Genomic DNA, 20,908 nt, shown 5'->3' with positions numbered 1-20,908 from the left:
ACTTTACTTCTTATTATATTTATTAGATTCAACTATTTTAAAATCTCTATCTAATCGAGAAATTGTATTAAACAATTCCATAACATTAGTAATATATTGATCTGAACAATTTATCTCTTTAATAATAAACCTCAATTTTTTTATTTTATCCTTTTCTTTTGAACTAACAGCCAAATCTTGAAGTTGTTTCACAAGAATACTAACGCTATCAATATCATCAATGGAATCATTTTGAGCAATATTTCTTGTTTTTGTTCTCAAAATATTTTCTATAATTCTGATAAATTTAGGCCGTTCAAAATCTTCTAGTACCAAAATTGCAAGTGACAAATAAAGTAACTCTATATTTCCTTTCAAAGAATATATTACTTTGTATTCTCGTAGATACTTCTGAATCTTCTCTCTAATAAAACGCGTACGTTTCAAATTGTAATTTTCACTTTCATATATCACCTGAACAATCGAAATTAAAGATAACCCTATAGCTAAATAGAATTGAAATGCCGTATTACTGGAATCAGGCGAAATATCATTTACATTTCCTGTAAAAGCTATTCGAGCAATATACCAATTTAAAACAATTGAAGCTATCGCTATTATTAAAATAAATAAGTGATTCACTAATTTTCGACGACCTAATATCAAAATTATCAGATAGATAACTATCCAAAAAACTAAACTTATCGTCCATAAATAGTTATATGAAACATGACATGTTTTAAAAGCAGAATTCAAAAACAAAGAACAAACATAGCCTAGGATAGAAAAAAATGGCGAAATAAATATCCAAAAGATTATGCTGTTCGTACTTATTTTACCACCACTAGAAGAAGAAAAAAATCTCGTACTAAATCCTTGATATTCTTTCAAATTCATTGAAAAAAAGCTCTTAAGCATAATACACTCTAATATGACCACAACAACAATCAAAAAGAATTCTAACATTATTACCTCAATTTATTTTGCCAAATCATTCAGCCATCCTACTTCTGCGCGACAAAAAACCAACGGGTGCTGGTTTCTGTCGGCTCCTTGTCCTCAAAGTCCGCAAAGAGTTTGAAGGACTTGAAACCAGCCTGCTCCAGCAAAATATCATAGGTCAAAACCTCATAAGTCCGCTCCTCATGCACTTCATCGTGACGACTAAAGGAACCGTCAGCCTCCTTGATAAAGAAAGTCAACTCATGCACGATGGAGTGAGGAGCTTCGTCCTCATAGGTGTCCCAAAGCATGGCAAAATCTTCCGCATTTTCATGGTAGGAATAGCCTGGAAAAACTTCATCTGTCTGGTAGGTCGAATGCACATCAAAGATAAAAACGCCGTCTTCATTGAGGGCATTATACACTTCCTTAAAGACAGCTCCTACCTCAACCTCATCCTGCATGTAGCAGATAGAGTCCGAATAACACGTGACAAAATCATATTTACCTGCTTTGGATAAATCCAGCATATTGCCTTCAATAAAATCAATCTTTTGCTTGGCTGAAGTAGCTCTTTTCTCCGCAATCTTCAGCATATCAGCACTCAAGTCAAGCCCCGTCACATCAAAGCCAGCTTGAGAAAAGCGCACAGACTGGATACCTGTTCCACAAGCCAATTCTAAGAGTTTCTTTCTCTCCTTGGTCTTAGGCAAATGACGCAGAGAAAAATCCGTCCATTTATCATATAAACTATCATCCATCACAGCATCGTAAACAGCCGCAAAGGTTTCATAAGTCGCCATATTCATGATACCAAGTCCGCCCGTAATCGGAATGAAAATTAGGAGCTTGACGATGGAGTCGAGCTCCAAGGAAGGCTATCTATTTTCCGACGATTACAGGACGGGTTCAAATCCTTTCTAAGATACAAAGAGCGTTAAAAGCAAGGAGAAAATAGGAAACTTTCTGCTGTATCGTCAGATACAAAGGAAGTTACTCTTTTTCTCGCAGCTTTTAGCTCGTGTTCAGTTTCAAGATGAACAAAACACGACGCCCTTTACCTTTCTATCAATTTTTCTAAAATAAGCAAATAAACCCAGTTGACTGCAACTGAGTTCATCTACTAGGCCAAGACTTCTGAAATATCTACAGAATCCGCCTCATGCCATAGCTTCTCTAGGTTATAGTGGGCACGTATTTCTTCTGAGAAGATATGCACAACGACACCACCGAGGTCTAGCAAAACCCAGCCTCCCGCTGCATCGCCTTCAACATGGCTACCTTTAAAGCCAGCTTCAGCTACTTTTTCACGGATATTGTCAGCGATAGCGTCCAACTGACGGCTATTCATCGAGCTCGTGATAACAAAGTAGTCTGTCACGCTGGTCAAATTCTGTACATCAAGTGCGAGAATATCCTCCGCACGTTTCTCATCAGCCGCTTTCACGACTAGTTCTAATAATTCTTTTTCGTTCATTTAGTCCTCTTTCTAGAAAATATGTTTGTAATCCAGGACATCTGCAAAGCGCCCCTCCCAAATGTCCTCATAAAATTCATTTATCGTTTCTGCTGGAATGTCATTCCCATCAAACGTTGTGCAAGTTCCTTCTGGAATAATAAGCTGATAGCCATATTCAAAGGCAACCTTGACAGAGGTATCCACACAATATTCTGTCTGCATACCACATAAAACTAATTTTTCAATTCCCTGTTTATCCAAGTATTCTTTTAAACCAGTTTCTTTGAAAATACTGTTATACTTCTTCTGAAAGACCTTTTCATTAGGTTTTCGATTTAAAAACTCAGATAACTGCCAATCTTCTGATGTTTGAGCTTCAGGGTCCTCAATATGTTGAACATAGATAATTTCGATATTCTTGCTTCTAGCCTGGTTTTGTAAATAAGAAATTTTTTCCAATAGACTATTTGTCTGAAAACCGGTTTCCACTAAAATATTCTGAACATCAATGATTATAAAAGCCGTCCTCATTTAGTCCTCTTTCAAATAGTGCACAAATGCGTTATAGGTGTCAAGGGTTTGGGGATAGATGGGGAATCCCTGATGAGCTAGATGCTCCACGGTACGAGCTGTTTCGTAGGCCACTGCCTTATTGAGAGATAGCTCAGCAATTTCACGTGCCTCGTCCACTCCAGGAAAGGCACGATTGTGCTCGATATAATCTGCGACGTAGATGACTTTATCTAGATCGGTCATCTGACCAGCACCGACTGTATGGATTTCAATAGCTCGCAGGATTTCTGGATCATGCAAATCCAAGTCTTCCTGAATCTTGTAGATGCCAACCATCCCATGCCAGACATTATTGCCCCAGTTTTTGAGGTCAGGGTCTAGCTGATGACGGTCAATCAAGTCTAGAAATTCCTGATCTGACAGCTTTTTAGCATAATCATGAAGAAGGCCTGCTAGACCAGCTTTCTCAACATCGACTCCAAATCTCTCAGCTAATTCTATGGCTGCACGCTCCACACCCAAGCAATGAGTTAAGCGTTTTGCAGGTAGAAGCTCTGCCATTTTTTCCAACAAAGCCTCACGGGAACAGTTGATATAGTCTTGATAGACCATTAGTAGAGCCCCTCCTTCTCGATGTAGTCTAGCACTGGCTGAGGTAGGAGAAAGTTGGGTTTCCGACCTTGGGCAATGAAGTCACGCACCATGCTGGACGAGATGTCCATGAGAGGCACATCCACCCAGATAACTGGATAGGAAGTCCCTGCCTTGTAGCGCGGGCGCTGAACTCCAACAAACTGAACCATGTCGACCAGCTCATCAATTCGATACCATTTAGGCAGATAGTCCACCATATCAGCCCCGATAATGAAGTAATAATCCGTATCTGGATGTTGCTCTGTCAAAATCTTCATAGTGTCGTAGGTGTAGGAAATTCCCTTGCGCTCTAACTCAATGGTTTCAATGTCCAGGCCTTCAATCCCCTCAATAGCCAACTCAAGCATCTTGAGACGATGGTGCTCAGGGATGGTTTCTTTTTTGTCCACATGAGGTGGTTGGTATTCGGGCATAAGCAGGACCTGGTCCAGTCCTAACTGTTGTCGTACTTGGTCTGCCACAACAAGATGAGCATTGTGAACAGGGTTAAAATTTCCCCCTAAAATCCCGACTTGTTTGCGTTTTTTCTCCTTGATTTCTGGCTCCAACTCTACCTTGGTAAAGGGAGTCAATAATTCGATTGCCATAGGCTCGTCTTCCTTTAATTCTCTGTAAAAACAGTTGTTTGGAGTAGGTGTTTAGATTTCTCTGACTTTTTTGGAAATCTTGCGATTTTCTTTCTTGCTGGATTGTTTAAACAAGATCAAGATGCGTCCGATTTTTTGGACAGTATCCACACCGATTTCTTCTTCCAAGATTTCAGCTACTTCGTGGATGTTTTCATCTGTATTTTGCAAGAGCGTAACTTTAATCAATTCGCGGGCGTCAAGGGCTTGACGGACGCTGGTTTTGATTTGGTCGTTGAGTCCATTTTTCCCGATTTGGATGATGGGTTTGAGGGTGTGTGCCTGGCTGTTGAGGAAGGCACGTTGTTTTGATGTTAATGACATAATTTCTTTAAAAGAGTTTCTTTTTATACTTTTCTGAAGTGGTGACGGACGTCAGCAAAGTCCTTCGGACTTTCATGACTAAAATTTGAGCCTAAGGTCTCAAATTTTCCGCAGTTGGTACAACTCCTTGTACCAACTGACACCACGGCGAAAAGTATTCGTTATGGGCTCGCAGAGCTCGCCCGAATCCAGACAACTCTTTCCTTTCTGTGTTTAAATGATTGCTTTTCGTGTGACGACGGCGACGCCTTCTGGTGCCCAGACGGCGACTTTGGCAGTGCCTGTTACGCGGATCCAGCCTAGGCCTGAGATGACCAGGTCAGTCTTGTCCTTAATGGTAAAGACATGCTGGACTAGTTTTGGAAAATCTTCTTTTTCCTTGCTATTTGGTGGTGTCAGAAGGGTTCCGAGGTGCTTGCCGTAGAAAGCAATAGCCCCTTCACGTTTGGTACGGTGGAGTTTGAGTTCATTATCAAAGAAGGCTGTAAATCCTTGCTTTTCTCCTGCAATGAAGTCAAATCGGCCCAAACCACCTAAAAATAGAGTTTGCTCAGGGTTAAGCTGATAGGTTTTGGGCTTGATTTCCTTTTTAGGGCTGACATACTTGAGGTTTTTAGCCGTCAAGTAGTGGGCCATCTGGTGGCGGTGGATAATCCCTGGTGTATCGTAAATATAAGATCCGTCGTCAAGCGGAATCTCAATCTTGTCTAAGGTTGTCCCTGGAAAGCGTGAAGTCGTGATGACATTCTGGTCACCCGTGATTTCTTGGATAATAGCATTGATAAGGGTTGACTTTCCAACGTTGGTCACACCGACCACGTATACATCACGGCCCTTACGGTAGTGTTCAATCTTGTCAATGACTTCCTTAATGGCATGCTTGTTTTGGGCTGAAGTCAGAACGACATCTACTGGACGAAGTCCTTCTTCGTGGGCACGTTCCATGAGCCACTGGCTAATCTTGCTCGGTTTAACAGACTTGGGCAGAATATCTTTTTTATTTCCGACCAAGAGGACATCATTACCCGATACAAAGCGTGGCAAGCCTGGGATGACAGAACCATTAAAGTCAAAAATATCAATGACATTGACCACCAAGGCATCACTATCTCCCACTTCGTGCAAGAGTTTGAGGAAATCATCGTCTGTCAACTGGACATCTGTGATTTCATTGTAATGACGGAGACGGAAACAGCGTTGGCAATAAACTTCGCCTGTCTCCAAACCTTTTTCGAGTGCCGACTGGGGAGTAAATCCAAGACCAGCCTTGTCTGTCGTCTGAATGGTTGCTCCACAACCAATACAGAGAATTTCTTCCATAGTTAGATTCCTTTTTTATATGTAATCGGTCCGTACTTTTCAGTGATTTGCTTCATGACACGGCGCTCGCGAGCTCGGTTGATCTGCGTTTTGATAGAGTCATGTTGGACCAAGGGTTTGACCAAAATTGATCGAATTCCTGCACGATGGGCTGCCCGAATATCCGTCATGAGCTGGTCACCAACCATGACCACTTCATTTTTCTCATAGTGAAATTCCTTCATGGCACGGTCAATCCCAAATGTGAAAGGCTTCAAGGCCCAATAAACGTAATCAATTCCAAATTGCTCAACTGCTCGTTGAACCCGATTTTTGGTGTTATTTGAGACTACGATGATGCGAATGCCCGCGTCACGGAGATCATGTAGCCATTGCTTCATCTCTGGCGTCCCATCAGGGTTGTTCCAAGCAATGAGGGTATTATCCAAATCGACCAAAACAGCCTTGATCCCCTGCGCCTGCAGGCTTGGGACTGTCAGATCATAGACTGCTTCCACAGCAAAATCTGGCATATAGTTTTCAATTGCCATTCTGGCTCCTTTTCTTTTTAATTTCTAGCAATATTCTTTAAACATTGGGCTAAGACTACCCATAAAATGAGACTAGCTAGCAAAATATAAATCCAAGCATTTGGTTCATCTGCAAGCGGTAAAGGAACATTCATTCCGAAGAATCCTGTAATAACTGCAAGGATAGCTAGCAAGACTGAGATAATTGTCAAAGTTGTCAAATTATCATTTAGATTATTATTTAGGATGTTGTTGTAAGAGGCTGAGAGTTGTTGCAAAACTTGAGAAATCAAGTCTGTCATCGAAACCAACTGGTGCGCTTCAATCATGGCATCGTCAAACTGCTCTCTTTCTACCTCATTAAAATTGCGATAAAGAGCATGCCCTTGGATGTGTTCCAAGAGGAGACGATTTTGTTTGGCAGCAGCTGTCAGGTAAACCATACCAGTTTCCAAGTCAGAGAGGGCAAAAAGATTTTTTTTAGTTGTTTTTTGACGAAGAAGTGCACTGATTTCATCCTTACTTTTATCCATTTCTTCAATAACCGGATAGTAAGCATTGCTTATAATCTCTAAACTGGCAAAAAGAAATTTGTAGATTGAAACAACTTCATGGCTTTCAAGGTAGGTTGCCATACGTTTAATCACATAACTATTCTTGTGATTGCTAATTGTGATCAGCCGTTGTTTTTCAACAATAAAGGTCATCGGAATCGCTTCATAATATTCTTTGTCTTTTTCTAAGTCAAGAACATTATAAATGAAGGTGACCGTTCCCGTTTCACGGTGATAGTCCATGTGGGCACGCTCATTTCTATCCAGAGCATACTCGATAGTTTCCTTGTCCAATCCATAGACATCCGAAAGGTCTTCCATGTTTTTAATCTTGTCTACATCAAGATCTATCCATGTACAATCGTGACCTAATTTTTTCTCTACAAATAGCATACTCTCTCCTTTACCAAACTCCTTCTATTGTACCACAAATCTGCTAAAATAGCCGGCCTATTCAGTACGAGATAGATTGCTGACGACGGTGATATTACGATTGGGAACAAAGTGAAGGGCTTGATCGTCACCTCGCAGTTGCGTTGTACGGATCCCTACGCTAACGACCTTTCCAGAAACGGTAATCGGTCCATTTGTGAGAACCACTTCATCACCCACATCAAGTTGGCGTTCAAAAAGGATGAAGAAGCCGTTAATGACATCGGATAGAAAGCCTTGCGCCCCCATACCAATGGCCACCCCAGCAATCCCCGCACCGGCAAGGAGGCTCGAAACTGGCAAACCTAAAATAGACAGGATACAGTAGAGCAAAAAGAAATAAAGAATGTAGTTAAAGACATTCTCTAGCAAACGCGAGATGGTTTTTTGTCTTCCTGCATCTCGATTTGAAAATTTAAGTGAGGGTTTGACAATCTTTCGTACAGTCGCATGAAGCATCTTTTTAGCTATATAAAATAGTAAAAACAAAATCAAAAGAGAAATCACCTTGGTCAAGAGATTCTCTAACATGGTTGTTAAATCAAGTTTATCAAAATAGCGTTGAAAAAAATCTTGCATATAAAACTCCTTTTTCCTATTATACCATAAAATCTCCCTTCTCTTTTCTTTCATAATTATTCAATTATTGTTCCTATTTTCAAAATATCACTTGCCTCTATAGCATATTTATACTATAATTATAAACAATACATTTGAAGGAGACTGCTATGAAACGAATCATTAGAGCCTGGATCAAGGCAAGCCTCATCAAACGAATCCTCATTGGTATGCTTTTGGGCGCTTCATTAGGAATCTTCTTTCCTAGTTTGACAGGAATTGGTCTGCTTGGAGACCTCTTTGTAGGCGGACTGAAAGCCATCGCTCCTATTTTGGTTTTTGCCCTTGTTGCCAATGCCCTTTCCCAACACCAAAAGGGACAAAATACCAATATGAAGACGATTATTTTCCTATACTTGCTCGGAACCTTTGCTGCAGCGTTGGTAGCCGTTCTAGCTAGTTTCTTACTGCCTGTGCAAATCACCCTGACCAGTGCAAATACAGAAGTTGCTGCTCCTGACGGTATCGGTCAAGTCCTCAGCAACCTCTTGCTCAAACTGGTGGACAATCCTTTGAATGCCATTGTTGAAGCCAACTATATCGGGATTCTCTCTTGGGCAGTCATCTTTGGCTTGGCTATGAGAGAGGCAAGTAAACACAGTAAAGAATTACTGAGAACCATGGCGGATGTCACCTCTAAAATCGTGGAATGGATTATCAACCTAGCTCCCTTTGGGATTTTAGGCTTGGTGTTTAAGACCATCTCTGACAAGGGCATTGCCAGTCTGGCTAACTACGGTGTCCTCCTAGGACTTTTGATTGCTACCATGGCCTTTGTTGCTCTCATCGTCAACCCACTCATCGCTTTTCTCTTTATGAGGAAAAATCCCTATCCCCTTGTTTTGAAATGCCTACGTGTCAGTGGTATTACAGCCTTTTTCACTCGTAGCTCTGCCGCCAATATCCCTGTCAATATGAAACTCTGTCAAGACCTGGGACTGAATCCTGACACCTACTCTGTCTCCATCCCGCTTGGTTCAACCATCAATATGGCTGGCGCTGCTGTTACCATAAATGTCCTGACTCTAGCTGCCGTCAATACACTCGGAATCTCGGTAGACTTTGGGACAGCATTTGTGCTCAGTGTCGTGGCTGCCATTTCTGCCTGCGGGGCCTCTGGAATCGCTGGGGGATCCCTTCTCCTCATTCCTGTAGCTTGTAGCCTCTTTGGGATTTCCAACGACTTGGCTATGCAGGTTGTCGGAGTCGGTTTTGTGATCGGAGTCGTGCAAGACTCCTGCGAAACAGCCCTGAACTCTTCAACAGACGTCCTCTTTACAGCGGTTGCCGAGTATGCTACAAACCGAAAACTTCGTCCCTAGTCTCTAACTCCTCGTTAAACACTTGATTCTATTAGTTTAGGAAATTCTCATGTCCCTCACTCAACGTACGACCAAACTGGTCTTAGCGACCTGTCTCGCTTGTTTTCTCGCTTATTTTTTAGATTTATCATCAGCAGTTTCAGCTGGAATTATCGCCCTCTTAAGCCTCTCCGACACGCGCAGAAGCACGCTGAAATTAGCACGCAACCGCCTCTTTTCCATGCTCCTAGCGCTCGCTATCGGTGTTCTAGCCTTTCAGCTGACAGGCTTTCACATCTGGAGCCTGGGCCTCTATCTGGCTCTCTATGTGCCTCTTGCTTACAAAATGGGCTGGGAAATCGGCATCACCCCTAGCAGTGTCTTGGTCGGTCATCTCTTGGTACAGGAGTCTACTTCCCCAGAGCTCTTGCTTAATGAAGTACTCCTCTTTCTCATCGGGACAAGCTTTGCTCTATTGGTCAACCTTTATATGCCCTCTCGTGAGAAAGCCATCCAAAGCTACCACCTTCAGGTCGAGGAAAAGTTAAAAAACATCCTGCTTCGCTTTAAATACTATCTGTCAAGAGGAGACGGACGCAATCAAGCCCAACTCGTTGACCAATTAGATAAGCTCCTCGATGAAGCTCTCAAACTGGTTTATTTGGATCACTCGGACCATCTCTTTCACCAGACGGACTACCACATCCATTACTTTGAGATGAGACAGCGACAAAGTCGCATCCTGCGAAATATGGCCCAGCAGATCAATACCTGTCATCTGGCCGCAAGTGAGAGTTTGATCTTGGCCCAGCTCTTTTCTAAGATTGCTGCCCAGCTAAGTCAGACCAATCCTGCTCATGACTTACTTGATGACATCGAACGCTATCTGCAAGTCTTCCGCAATCGGAGTCTCCCGAAAACACGTGAGGAGTTTGAAACCCGTGCTACCCTCCTGCAGCTACTACGCGAAGCCGAAACCTTTATCCAGGTTAAGGTCGATTTTTACCAGAAATATGGAAACTAGAACGCAAAGAACCTCAGAGGACTTCCTCTGAGGTTCTTGTGTTTTGCATTTGGAAGGAAAGTTCATCCTCTCGTACTGTTCTCAAAAAAGAAATAGCAACTCCTAGTCGTCCATCACACCGCCTGTCAGCTGGTACATGAGGTAGATGTGCTCCAAGACTTTTACCTTATCCATGTGGTCTACATCTTTAAAGCCTCCTAATGCCAAAAGTGGAACGAAACCGAAACACTCATCGTAGGCTAATTGACCACGTTTGGCAACAGCTTTTTTATAGAGTGGGATATCAAAATAATCATCTTTGAAATCTTCATCATCAACATACTCTATGAAACGATCCATACGCTTAATCATAATATCTAAATCCTGAATATTATATTGGACAATTCCCACATAGGCACTCTCTTCCCAAGTAATAATATCTCCAAATGCTGTTACGAACATAGGAAAAGCGACATCTCCTCTAAAATAGCTATCTTGGAGAAGCTCTAGATAATCATCCGGATTAATTACCTTCAGATAACCATCAAGAAAAGTTCCTAGACCATCTTCCTGCCAAATTTGAACCAAGTCAGCTGGAACTTGATCCTGATACTTTTCAATCACTTCTTTGAGCATATCTGCCACTTTAACAAAATCTTTTAACATCTATTAATCCTCTGTCGCAATCTTCATAAAAGCCTGTTTAAAGTCTTCGTACATCTCAAAAGCAATTTTCATGACATTTTCAAAGTCATCATAATTAGCAATCACTGGATCCATGATTCTATAGTCCGGAGAGATGAGTCTCCTAGAAAACTCCATCAGTGGAGTCCCTAGTATAACTTTGTTTTGAGAGTCCCTAGTATAACTTTGTTTTGAGAGTCCCTAACACTCCATATCAATTCAACTAATCCTTTAAAGATACTAATATGGAATCCAAAAGTATAACCATTTTCTTTAATAGGTTCAATATAAAAGAATTTTTCACGCCCATCAAATTTAGCTCTATATCCTAAATCTTCGAAAACATCAAATATCAACTCGCCTGTAATAATATTTAAGTGTTTTTCTTTAGGCGTTCTATCTAAGCTAAATTTATCTGAAAGCTCCTTATAGCGCTCCACAAAATTTATAGCTTGCAAAGCCTGTTCAACTCTGCAGTCTAATTTCATCTGTCTACTCCTTTGTAAATCTTAGTTCAACTCCGTATTCTTTAGCAATTTCCTTATATTTTCAATCACTTCTTGTGGCTTATCTGCCACTTTGACAAAGTTTTCTAACATTTTATCCTCCAATTCGCATTAACAGCAATACTCAAAAATCGCATTCTTCAAAATGTAATCAAGCTTATACTACTTTTGATTATGTTCCTTCTGGAAGGCTTCCATAGCCTTGAACTGTTCTAGTTCTTTTTCATTAGCTGGTTGCTTGCCGAGGTATTTGTATTCAAATAAGTCCATTCGAGCACTTGGACCATAGCCACTTTCCAACCATGGAGCATAGTCATAGTCGACCGAAAACTTGTTGTTATCATCTAAATGGATGATACAAATGTACCAATCTGCCAAGTCATTCTCAACAAAGACTTTTTTCAATTCTTGTGACTTCTCAAATAATCGATCTGTTTGACTATAAAGTTCGAATTTATCTACACAAAAATCTCGAGGAATATATAAATAGTAGTGATACGCATTCTTATATTTGAAATAAAAATAAACTTCTCCGCTATAGGTCTTATCCATCTCGATTACAATATACAAATCATCCCACTCAACTGGAATCATATCGTTGGCTTAATGCACGATTTCGATAATTTTTTCATTAATCTGTTGTTCCATATTTTCCTCCGGTTGGTGTTTACAAATTTTATCTGTATCTCTAGTATACAATAAAGAACAGAAACCAACTTACTCTTATAAAATTTGCTCAAATAGGGCAAAATTGCCTCAATAAAACAGTAAAATAGACCAATCATATCGCTAGGTATAGCAACTTTCTAGCCTTCCCAACAAAAAAAACACGAATCGATAATATTCGTGGATTTTTCCTAGTGAAGCGTTTAGGTAAGCCGATTTTACACTACGACACGGAGTTTGGCAAATCGATTCTATTTGCCAAACGTAGTTAGTAAGGCAGTTAGCTAGTTCGCCAAATAGCGACTAGCGTCCAACAATTAGGAACTTTAGTTCCAATTGTTGGTGCTGAGTTACATCTTTTCCTCCAACTCTACGTCTGGATACTTGTCTGCAAACCAGCGGAGGGCAAAGTCATTTTCAAAGAGGAAGACTGGCTGGTCGAAGCGGTCCTTGGCCAAGATATTGCGGCTTGACGACATCCGTTCATCCAAGTCCTCAGGCTTGATCCAACGAACGGTCTTTTTACCCATTGGGCTCATGACTACTTCCGCATTGTATTCGCCTTCCATGCGGTGCTTAAAGACTTCAAACTGGAGTTGTCCGACAGCTCCTAGCATGTACTCACCAGTTTGGTAATTCTTGTAAAGCTGAATGGCTCCTTCTTGCACCAGTTGCTCAATCCCCTTATGGAAGGATTTTTGCTTCATGACGTTCTTAGCAGAAACTTTCATAAAAATCTCAGGTGTAAAGGTTGGCAGTGGTTCAAACTCAAACTTGTTTTTTCCAACCGTCAAGGTGTCTCCAACCTGATAGGTACCCGTATCGTAAACTCCGATGATATCTCCAGCCACGGCATTAGTCACATTCTCACGACTTTCCGCCATAAACTGGGTGACATTAGACAGTTTAGCCCCTTTACCAGTACGAGGCAGATTGACACTCATACCTCGCTCAAATTCACCCGATACGATACGGACAAAGGCGATACGGTCACGGTGACGAGGATCCATGTTGGCTTGAATTTTAAAGACAAATCCTGAGAAATCCTTGTCATAAGGATCCACAATTTCGCCATCTGTTTTCTTGTGTCCATGTGGTTCTGGAGCAAACTTAAGGAAGGTCTCAAGGAAGGTCTGCACTCCAAAGTTAGTCAGGGCTGAACCAAAGAAGACTGGCGTCAGTTCTCCTGCAAGAATAGCTTCTTCTGAAAATTCATTTCCTGCTTCTTGAAGGAGTTCGATATCGTCCTTAACCTGAGCGTAGAAAGGATTACTTCCAAAGAGCTTGTCCCCTTCTTCCAGACTGGCAAAACGCTCATCTCCTTTATAGAGTTCCAAGCGTTGGTTATAGAGGTCATACAAGCCTTCGAAGGCTTTCCCCATCCCGATTGGCCAGTTCATAGGATAGCTCGCAATACCTAGGACTTCTTCCAATTCTTGCAAGAGGTCCAGTGGCTCACGACCATCACGGTCCAGCTTGTTCATAAAGGTAAAGACTGGAATGCCACGGTGCTTCACAACCTCAAACAATTTCTTGGTTTGGGCCTCGATACCCTTGGCAGAGTCCACGACCATGACCGCAGCATCCACCGCCATCAAAGTACGATAGGTATCTTCTGAGAAGTCCTCGTGCCCTGGTGTGTCTAGGATATTGACGCGCTTGCCATCGTAGTCAAACTGCATAACAGATGAAGTGACCGAAATCCCACGTTGTTTCTCAATATCCATCCAGTCAGACTTGGCAAAAGTCCCTGTTTTCTTCCCTTTTACAGTACCAGCCTCACGAATCTCGCCCCCAAAGTAGAGCAACTGCTCAGTGATGGTTGTTTTCCCCGCGTCCGGGTGAGAAATAATGGCAAAAGTACGGCGTTTCTTAATTTCTTCTTGAATAGTCATAAGTTCTCTTTCTTTGATTTTCTATTTTTCTTGTTTCAATAGCTAAGAATGATTTTTACATTGGATTTTACCATTCCTTTCAACTCTCCATTATATCGGATTTTGGGGAGTTTTTCAATTGCTCATCCGATGAAAAGGCAAGCTAGAGCACAGATTGCGCCTGATTTCTCTTTTTCCACCGTTTTTTAAACAAGATATCAAAAAGAACCAGAGCCAGTGAGAGGATGACGGACACAAGAAGGTATTTTAACCACAGGGGTGCATCCGGAATAAAAGGTGTCTTGTTTAACAAACCATAATTTCCACCCGTCACCTGATTAACCCCAACTAGAAAGAGATTGAGAATAAAGGTATAGGCTACAATCATATATTTCTTGAGCAAGGTCTTGTCATAGTGATTCATCAAGTAGACCAAGGAATTCACTAGAAGGGCATAGTGCCCAATCAAAAATGAAAAACTGGTGATATGGGGGAAATCATAGGGATCAAAAACAGGGTAAACCAAAGCAAAGACCGCTCCACTAGCTCCTAAAAGAGCAAAATACTGCTTGCTCCGCCATTTATCTGGCAAGAAAACCACCGCAAACATAGCCAAACGGCAATGGTAAAATGGAAGGCTATTAGAAAATGGTATCCCAAAGCCAACATACCAGCTATATAGGGCTAGCAACTGGAGGATCTGAATCCCCTTAAACAAGCGGACAAATTTCGGATTTTTGTGATAAGCAAGTGCTCCATAAATACAAAGCACTAAAGTAAGCATCATGATCCCATACCAAAAGAGGGAAATGGGAGGAGGAACCGTCTGAGATCTGGTGATAAATTGATGGAACATATTTCTATCCTAACTTTTATTTTTTCTATTCTCTAGTTTAACCATTATAGCGAATTAAAAGCGATTTTTCAATTTCTATTTCTTTTCAGTTTGGCTCCCTTATTTATAGGAAAATATGGTAAAATAGAACAGACTAAAAATCATCATTTCACGAAAGGATGCAAGATGAAAATTACGCAAGAAGAGGTAACACACGTTGCCAATCTTTCAAAATTAAAATTCTCTGAAGAAGAAACTGCTGTCTTTGCGACAACCTTGTCTAAAATTGTTGACATGGTTGAATTGCTGGGCGAAGTCGACACAACTGGTGTCGCACCTACTACAACCATGGCTGACCGCAAGACTGTACTCCGCCCTGATGTGGCCGAAGAAGGAACAGACCGTGACCGCTTGTTTAAAAACGTACCTGAAAAAGAAAACTACTATATCAAGGTACCAGCTATCCTAGATGATGGAGGAGATGCCTAATGACTTTTAATAACAAAACGATTGAAGACTTGCACAACCTCCTTGTCTCTAAGGAAATTTCTGCAACTGAATTGACACAAGCAACGCTTGAAGATATCAAGTCTCGCGAGAAAGCTATCAATGCTTTTGTCACTATCGCTGGAGAACAAGCCCTTGCTCAAGCTAAAGCCATTGATGAAGCTGGAATTGACGCGGATAATGTCCTTTCAGGAATTCCACTGGCTGTTAAGGATAATATCTCTACTGACGGCATCCTCACAACTGCTGCCTCAAAAATGCTCTACAACTACGAACCTATCTTTGATGCAACAGCTGTTGCCAATGCCAAAGCTAAGGGCATGATTGTTGTCGGAAAAACCAACATGGACGAGTTTGCCATGGGTGGTTCAGGTGAAACTTCTTACTACGGTGCCACTAAAAATGCTTGGGACCACAGCAAGGTTCCTGGTGGTTCATCAAGCGGTTCTGCCGCAGCTGTAGCTTCTGGGCAAGTCCGCTTGTCACTTGGTTCTGATACGGGTGGTTCTATCCGCCAACCTGCTGCCTTCAACGGGATTGTTGGTCTCAAACCAACCTACGGAACGGTTTCTCGTTTCGGTCTCATTGCCTTCGGTAGCTCATTAGACCAGATTGGACCTTTTGCACCAACTGTTAAAGAAAATGCCCTCTTGCTCAATGCTATTGCCAGCGAAGATGCTAAAGACTCTACTTCTGCTCCTGTCCGCATTGCCGACTTTACTTCAAAAATTGGTCAAGACATCAAGGGAATGAAAATTGCTTTGCCTAAGGAATACCTTGGTGAAGGGATTGACCCAGAGGTTAAGGAAACCATTCTAAATGCAGCCAAACACTTTGAAAAACTTGGTGCTATCGTCGAAGAAGTCAGCCTTCCTCACTCTAAATACGGTGTTGCCGTTTACTACATTATCGCTTCATCAGAAGCCTCATCAAACTTGCAACGCTTTGACGGTATCCGTTACGGCTACCGCGCAGAGGATGCGACGAATCTTGATGAAATCTATGTAAACAGCCGTAGCCAAGGTTTCGGTGAAGAAGTAAAACGCCGTATCATGCTAGGTACTTTCAGTCTTTCATCAGGTTACTACGATGCCTACTACAAGAAGGCTGGTCAGGTCCGTACCCTCATCATCCAAGATTTCGAAAACGTCTTTGCGGATTACGATTTAATCCTAGGACCAACTGCTCCAAGCGTTGCTTATGACTTGGATTCCCTCAATCACGACCCAGTTGCCATGTACTTGGCTGACCTTTTGACCATCCCAGTTAACTTGGCTGGTCTTCCAGGAATTTCGATCCCTGCTGGATTCTCTCAAGGTCTACCTGTCGGTCTCCAATTGATCGGTCCTAAATACTCTGAGGAAACCATTTACCAAGCTGCTGCTGCCTTTGAAGCAACAACAGACTACCACAAACAACAACCCGTGATTTTTGGAGGTGACAACTAATGAACTTTGAAACAGTCATTGGACTTGAAGTCCACGTAGAGCTCAACACCAATTCAAAAATCTTCTCACCTACTTCTGCCCACTTTGGAAATGACCAAAATGCCAACACTAACGTGATTGACTGGTCCTTCCCAGGAGTTCTGCCAGTTCTCAATAAAGGGGTTGTCGATGCCGGTATCAAGGCAGCTCTTGCCCTCAATATGGATATCCACAAAAAGATGCACTTCGACCGCAAGAACTACTTCTACCCTGATAATCCAAAAGCCTATCAAATTTCTCAGTTTGATGAGCCAATCGGTTTCAACGGCTGGATTGAAGTGGAGCTAGAAGACGGTACGACTAAGAAAATCGGTATCGAACGTGCTCACCTAGAGGAAGATGCTGGTAAAAACACCCACGGTACAGATGGTTACTCTTATGTTGACCTCAACCGCCAAGGGGTGCCATTGATTGAGATTGTATCTGAGGCTGACATGCGCTCGCCAGAAGAAGCCTATGCTTATCTAACTGCCCTCAAGGAAGTCATCCAGTACGCTGGTATTTCTGACGTTAAGATGGAAGAAGGTTCGATGCGTGTGGATGCTAACATCTCCCTTCGCCCTTATGGTCAAGAAAAATTCGGTACCAAGACTGAGTTGAAAAACCTCAACTCCTTCTCTAACGTTCGCAAGGGTCTTGAATACGAAGTCCAACGCCAGGCTGAAATTCTTCGCTCAGGTGGTCAAATTCGCCAAGAAACACGGCGTTACGATGAAGCTAACAAAGCAACCATCCTCATGCGTGTCAAAGAAGGTGCTGCTGACTACCGCTACTTCCCAGAACCAGACCTACCACTCTTTGAAATCTCAGATGAGTGGATTGAGGAAATGCGAACAGAATTGCCAGAGTTTCCAAAAGAACGCCGTGCGCGCTACGTATCTGATCTTGGCTTGTCAGACTACGATGCTAGCCAGTTGACTGCCAACAAAGTCACTTCTGACTTCTTTGAAAAAGCTGTTGCCCTCGGTGGCGATGCCAAACAAGTTTCTAACTGGCTCCAAGGTGAAGTCGCTCAGTTCTTGAACGCCGAAGGCAAGACACTTGAACAAATCGAATTAACACCAGAAAACTTGGTAGAAATGATTGCCATCATCGAAGACGGCACGATCTCTTCTAAGATTGCCAAGAAAGTCTTTGTCCACCTGGCTAAAAATGGCGGTGGCGCGCGTGAATACGTGGAAAAAGCAGGCTTGGTGCAAATCTCTGATCCAGATGTTCTGATTCCAATCATCCACCAAGTCTTTGCGGATAACGAAGCTGCCGTTGCCGACTTCAAGTCAGGCAAACGCAACGCAGACAAAGCCTTCACAGGATTCCTTATGAAGGCAACCAAAGGGCAAGCCAATCCACAAGTTGCCCTTAAACTCCTTGCACAGGAATTGGCCGAGTTGAAAGAAAGTGAGTAATTTACTCTTTATACACTTTTTTCTACTTTTAAAACGAGAATGAGACAAGGAGAATAAATGAACAAATTTTTACGATTGCTATTTGTCTTAGTCATCATCGCTATGTTAGGCGCTTCTATACTACAAATTTTCTTTCCATCGTACATGGGAAGCCACTCCGGGTACGGAATATCTGCTGGTTGGCAACGAGAAATTGGAATATGGAATTTAGCTGTATTGATTATTATTCTCGCTATCAATATTAAATACGATTGGTTCTATCTACGAATCGCACTTCTTGCTCTCATTATTGGCGGAATTGGAATAGGAACAAATCACTTACTCAATTATATGGAGTATCACTCTCCTGTAAATGCTATCGGTGCTTTTGAAAATTACTTGCTAGCAATAGGATGGATTGTGGGATGGCTCATCGAACGCCATTCCATAAAGAAGCTAAATGCTAGTAAATAACGCCTAGTATATCTTAGATGATTTTTAAAGGTTATTAAATAGTTTAATAATCATTCGAATTCAGAATTCTACCTTTTCAATCATATAGTTAGGAGACACATGAAAAAGTTTTATGCTCTTTTAATGACCTGTTTATTACTTGTTTTTCTATCCGTGCCTCAAATCGTTGATGCAGGTGTCGGACATTCCAGAAGTGGAGGGAGCAGCCGCAGTAGCTCCAGAAGTAGCAGCCACTCAAGTGGAGGTGGAAGTCGTTCTGGTGGCTCATCCTACCACTACTACCGCTCTGGATACGGATCATCCTCTGACAGTTCTACTAGCTCTCCCTATCTAGGATTTATGTTCATATTAGTAGGAGGAATCATACTAGTTGTTATCGTCAAATCCTTGCAGAATAAGTCTGGAGATTCGAGTTCAACCTACACTAGTAATGATTATCAAACGCTCCATCGTCGAGTTGAACACAACACACTGGCCATTAGTCGTGTTAAAAATGGGGATCCAAACTTCGACGCTGAGGCCTTCACATCTTGGGTTAAGGAAGTCTACCTTAAATTGCAGGTTGCCTGGACTGAAAAAAATTGGAACTCTGTCCGCGCTTTGGAAAGTACCAGTCTCTACTCTCAACATAGCACCCAACTCGAAGACCATATTCGAGCTAAAACAACCAATGTTTTAGAGAAAGTTTGTATCGAAAATGTTCGCATCAAGGAGTTCATTGAAAATCCTGACGGAAACGACACCTTAGTGGTGATCCTGTCATCTACCTTGCGGGACTATGTCATTGACGATGAGACTCGCCGTGTCCTTGAAGGAGACCCTAAAAAAGATCTCTTCACCGTGTATCAATTGAACTTTATCCGTCAACACGGTAGCCAAACGCAAGCAGTCAATCCAGACGAAGTTGTGAGCGACCACTGTCCAAACTGTGGCGCACCATTGAAAATCTCCGCAGTTAGTGAGTGCGACTACTGTGGTGCCAATCTCTCTCGCAGTCCAAACCAATGGGTACTGGATACCTATGATGTTGTGGATGAAGACGAGCTTTATAATTAGGAGGAATTATGGGATTTATACGTGCAGCCTTATCAGCAGGCTTAAATAGTTTTAATGATAGTAAATTCAAGGAAGCCATTGTCCTTCCAGATAATGTCTCTGGCGACGCTTTGGCCGTCAAGGGTCAATTACTCACAAAAGACCCAGATGGACGTTCTCGTCACAGCAATCAAAATACTGGACTTTTGTCAGATGGCAGTGTGGTTATCGTTCCTCAAGGTTATACCGCTGTTTTGGTAAACAACGGTACCTTCCTTGGTGAAGTCCTCGAAGCTGGTAGCCACGAATGGCAAGCTGGTGATAACGCCTGGCTCCTTGAAAAAGGTGGTTTAAAAGGCACTTGGGAAAACTTTAAAAACCGTTTCTCTTTTGGTGGACAAGTCATCACCCAACAGGAAATTATCTTTATCCGCATGCAACCCATTGCAGGTAATAAGTTCGGCACACAAAATGCGGTCGAATACTTCAGCGAACGTTACCAACAACTGCTTAACATCCGTTTCTATGGCTTGTTTGATGTAAAAATAGCAGATCCAGTCCTCTTCTACGTGAGTTCTGTTAGCCGTCAAATTACTGACGGACAGCCATTTACTCTCCAAGATGTAGCTCAAGGAACGCTCCGTCAAAATATCGCACCGAAAATCGCGATTGCCATTGCCAAATATACCAACGAAAACAAGGTTGATATCTATAGCCTCAATGCCAACCAAGACACCTTTAACGAACTCGCTAAACAAGAGGTCAACAAGGTTTGGACAGGTCTCTACGGGATTGAAGCAACTAACATCTTGCTTGAAGACCTCAGCTACGACCAAGAAAGTCTTGATATCGTTCGTAAGCTTGATAGTGAGCTCGTTGCAATGAAGTACAACACGATTGAAATCGAAGAACGCCGTGCTCGCAACGAAGCGCTTATTGCTGCAGCTTCCAACGAAGGAAATGGCAATGGGATGAACATGTTTATGGGCATGAATCTTGGCCAAACTCTCGGTGGTCAACTAAGTCAACAAGTCCAAAATCAAGCACCGGCTCAAAATGCTGGGCAAGCTACTAGCAAGAATTTTTATATCGAAGTCGATGGAAAATACGTCCTCGTTACCAAAGACGAAGATGGAAATATCGTACCAGTCAACTAATTAAGCTCCTTTTGACATTTGAGTAATGTTGTCTTTTATGGTACAATAAAGAGTAAATTATTTT

General features: G+C 42.0%; 24 protein-coding genes. 8 read left to right on the top strand and 16 right to left on the bottom strand.

Going from position 1 to position 20,908, the window contains the following annotated elements:
* Nucleotides 1–3: 3 nt before the first annotated feature.
* The 11 genes from BWR56_RS01985 to BWR56_RS01930 all read right to left on the bottom strand — a co-directional run bounded on the left by BWR56_RS01985 (nt 4) and on the right by BWR56_RS01930 (nt 7,891).
* On the bottom strand, nt 4–945 hold the full coding sequence (locus BWR56_RS01985) for a hypothetical protein (protein ID WP_049504769.1): 942 nt from the start codon (nt 943–945) through the stop codon (nt 4–6).
* Nucleotides 946–983: 38 nt separating this feature from the next.
* Nucleotides 984–1,724: a class I SAM-dependent DNA methyltransferase gene (locus BWR56_RS01980; RefSeq protein WP_049504903.1), complete on the bottom strand. Its 741-nt coding sequence runs from the start codon at nt 1,722–1,724 to the stop codon at nt 984–986.
* 320 nt (nt 1,725–2,044) lie between these two features.
* Nucleotides 2,045–2,398: a ribosome silencing factor gene (gene rsfS, locus BWR56_RS01970; protein ID WP_049504771.1), complete on the bottom strand. Its 354-nt coding sequence runs from the start codon at nt 2,396–2,398 to the stop codon at nt 2,045–2,047.
* Between the two features lie 12 nt (nt 2,399–2,410).
* On the bottom strand, nt 2,411–2,911 hold the full coding sequence (locus BWR56_RS01965; protein WP_049504772.1) for a cysteine hydrolase family protein: 501 nt from the start codon (nt 2,909–2,911) through the stop codon (nt 2,411–2,413).
* Nucleotides 2,912–3,505, bottom strand: coding sequence for a bis(5'-nucleosyl)-tetraphosphatase (symmetrical) YqeK (gene yqeK / locus BWR56_RS01960; RefSeq protein ID WP_076984340.1), 594 nt, complete (start codon nt 3,503–3,505; stop codon nt 2,912–2,914).
* Nucleotides 3,505–4,134: a nicotinate-nucleotide adenylyltransferase gene (locus BWR56_RS01955; RefSeq protein ID WP_000963715.1), complete on the bottom strand. Its 630-nt coding sequence runs from the start codon at nt 4,132–4,134 to the stop codon at nt 3,505–3,507. Before BWR56_RS01955 ends, yqeK begins: the two co-directional genes overlap by 1 nt.
* A 51-nt stretch (nt 4,135–4,185) precedes the next feature.
* Entirely contained in the window at nt 4,186–4,497 is a 312-nt protein-coding gene (gene yhbY, locus BWR56_RS01950; protein ID WP_049504777.1) for a ribosome assembly RNA-binding protein YhbY, read from the bottom strand.
* 213 nt (nt 4,498–4,710) lie between these two features.
* Nucleotides 4,711–5,817, bottom strand: a complete 1,107-nt coding sequence (gene yqeH / locus BWR56_RS01945) for a ribosome biogenesis GTPase YqeH (RefSeq protein ID WP_049504779.1) — start codon at nt 5,815–5,817, stop codon at nt 4,711–4,713.
* 2 nt (nt 5,818–5,819) lie between these two features.
* On the bottom strand, nt 5,820–6,347 hold the full coding sequence (locus BWR56_RS01940; protein ID WP_049504780.1) for a YqeG family HAD IIIA-type phosphatase: 528 nt from the start codon (nt 6,345–6,347) through the stop codon (nt 5,820–5,822).
* Between the two features lie 17 nt (nt 6,348–6,364).
* Entirely contained in the window at nt 6,365–7,273 is a 909-nt protein-coding gene (locus BWR56_RS01935) for a magnesium transporter CorA family protein (protein ID WP_076984339.1), read from the bottom strand.
* Nucleotides 7,274–7,330: 57 nt separating this feature from the next.
* Nucleotides 7,331–7,891, bottom strand: a complete 561-nt coding sequence (locus BWR56_RS01930) for a mechanosensitive ion channel family protein (RefSeq protein WP_001150572.1) — start codon at nt 7,889–7,891, stop codon at nt 7,331–7,333.
* 149 nt (nt 7,892–8,040) lie between these two features.
* On the opposite strand from BWR56_RS01930, the gene sstT reads away from it, so the two are divergent.
* Together sstT and BWR56_RS01920 are read left to right on the top strand one after the other, a co-directional pair.
* Nucleotides 8,041–9,252 carry a serine/threonine transporter SstT gene (gene sstT, locus BWR56_RS01925; protein WP_049504787.1) on the top strand — a complete coding sequence of 404 codons (1,212 nt, stop codon included), beginning with the start codon at nt 8,041–8,043 and terminating at the stop codon, nt 9,250–9,252.
* A gap of 49 nt (nt 9,253–9,301) precedes the next feature.
* Nucleotides 9,302–10,255: an aromatic acid exporter family protein gene (locus BWR56_RS01920; RefSeq protein ID WP_049504789.1), complete on the top strand. Its 954-nt coding sequence runs from the start codon at nt 9,302–9,304 to the stop codon at nt 10,253–10,255.
* Nucleotides 10,256–10,357: 102 nt separating this feature from the next.
* Here BWR56_RS01920 and BWR56_RS01915 read toward each other — a convergent pair whose 3' ends face one another.
* The 5 genes from BWR56_RS01915 to BWR56_RS01895 all read right to left on the bottom strand — a co-directional run bounded on the left by BWR56_RS01915 (nt 10,358) and on the right by BWR56_RS01895 (nt 14,820).
* Complete coding sequence (locus BWR56_RS01915) at nt 10,358–10,900, bottom strand: T6SS immunity protein Tdi1 domain-containing protein (RefSeq protein ID WP_049504790.1); 543 nt, start codon at nt 10,898–10,900, stop codon at nt 10,358–10,360.
* 167 nt (nt 10,901–11,067) lie between these two features.
* Nucleotides 11,068–11,406, bottom strand: coding sequence for a hypothetical protein (locus BWR56_RS01910; protein WP_307770168.1), 339 nt, complete (start codon nt 11,404–11,406; stop codon nt 11,068–11,070).
* Between the two features lie 180 nt (nt 11,407–11,586).
* Nucleotides 11,587–12,018 carry an immunity protein YezG family protein gene (locus BWR56_RS01905; RefSeq protein ID WP_231110164.1) on the bottom strand — a complete coding sequence of 144 codons (432 nt, stop codon included), beginning with the start codon at nt 12,016–12,018 and terminating at the stop codon, nt 11,587–11,589.
* Nucleotides 12,019–12,440: 422 nt separating this feature from the next.
* The gene (locus BWR56_RS01900) at nt 12,441–13,985 is read right to left on the bottom strand and encodes a peptide chain release factor 3 (protein ID WP_000155103.1); all 1,545 of its coding nucleotides are present in this window, start codon (nt 13,983–13,985) and stop codon (nt 12,441–12,443) included.
* Between the two features lie 142 nt (nt 13,986–14,127).
* On the bottom strand, nt 14,128–14,820 hold the full coding sequence (locus BWR56_RS01895; protein ID WP_049504795.1) for a YwaF family protein: 693 nt from the start codon (nt 14,818–14,820) through the stop codon (nt 14,128–14,130).
* 165 nt (nt 14,821–14,985) lie between these two features.
* Here BWR56_RS01895 and gatC point away from each other — a divergent pair, with 165 nt between their 5' ends.
* The 6 genes from gatC (at nt 14,986) to BWR56_RS01865 (ending at nt 20,844) form a co-directional block, all read left to right on the top strand.
* Nucleotides 14,986–15,288: an Asp-tRNA(Asn)/Glu-tRNA(Gln) amidotransferase subunit GatC gene (gene gatC / locus BWR56_RS01890; protein ID WP_049504797.1), complete on the top strand. Its 303-nt coding sequence runs from the start codon at nt 14,986–14,988 to the stop codon at nt 15,286–15,288.
* Nucleotides 15,288–16,754 carry an Asp-tRNA(Asn)/Glu-tRNA(Gln) amidotransferase subunit GatA gene (gene gatA, locus BWR56_RS01885; RefSeq protein WP_049504799.1) on the top strand — a complete coding sequence of 489 codons (1,467 nt, stop codon included), beginning with the start codon at nt 15,288–15,290 and terminating at the stop codon, nt 16,752–16,754. The genes gatC and gatA overlap by 1 nt, the downstream gene beginning before the upstream one ends.
* Complete coding sequence (gene gatB, locus BWR56_RS01880) at nt 16,754–18,199, top strand: Asp-tRNA(Asn)/Glu-tRNA(Gln) amidotransferase subunit GatB (RefSeq protein ID WP_049504801.1); 1,446 nt, start codon at nt 16,754–16,756, stop codon at nt 18,197–18,199. The genes gatA and gatB overlap by 1 nt, the downstream gene beginning before the upstream one ends.
* A 57-nt stretch (nt 18,200–18,256) precedes the next feature.
* Nucleotides 18,257–18,652 (top strand): hypothetical protein, encoded by a 396-nt coding sequence (locus BWR56_RS01875; RefSeq protein ID WP_001031998.1) that lies wholly within the window; start codon nt 18,257–18,259, stop codon nt 18,650–18,652.
* 99 nt (nt 18,653–18,751) lie between these two features.
* Nucleotides 18,752–19,708 carry a zinc-ribbon domain-containing transport protein gene (locus tag BWR56_RS01870; protein WP_049504803.1) on the top strand — a complete coding sequence of 319 codons (957 nt, stop codon included), beginning with the start codon at nt 18,752–18,754 and terminating at the stop codon, nt 19,706–19,708.
* Between the two features lie 8 nt (nt 19,709–19,716).
* Complete coding sequence (locus BWR56_RS01865) at nt 19,717–20,844, top strand: SPFH domain-containing protein (RefSeq protein WP_071851548.1); 1,128 nt, start codon at nt 19,717–19,719, stop codon at nt 20,842–20,844.
* The last annotated feature ends 64 nt before the right edge of the window (nt 20,845–20,908 follow it).

Origin of the sequence: Streptococcus oralis (assembly GCF_001983955.1) — a bacterium.
Lineage (GTDB): Bacteria > Bacillota > Bacilli > Lactobacillales > Streptococcaceae > Streptococcus > Streptococcus jiangnanensis.
Note: the sequence above shows the minus strand (reverse complement) of the source record. Positions and strands in the feature narration are given on the sequence as shown.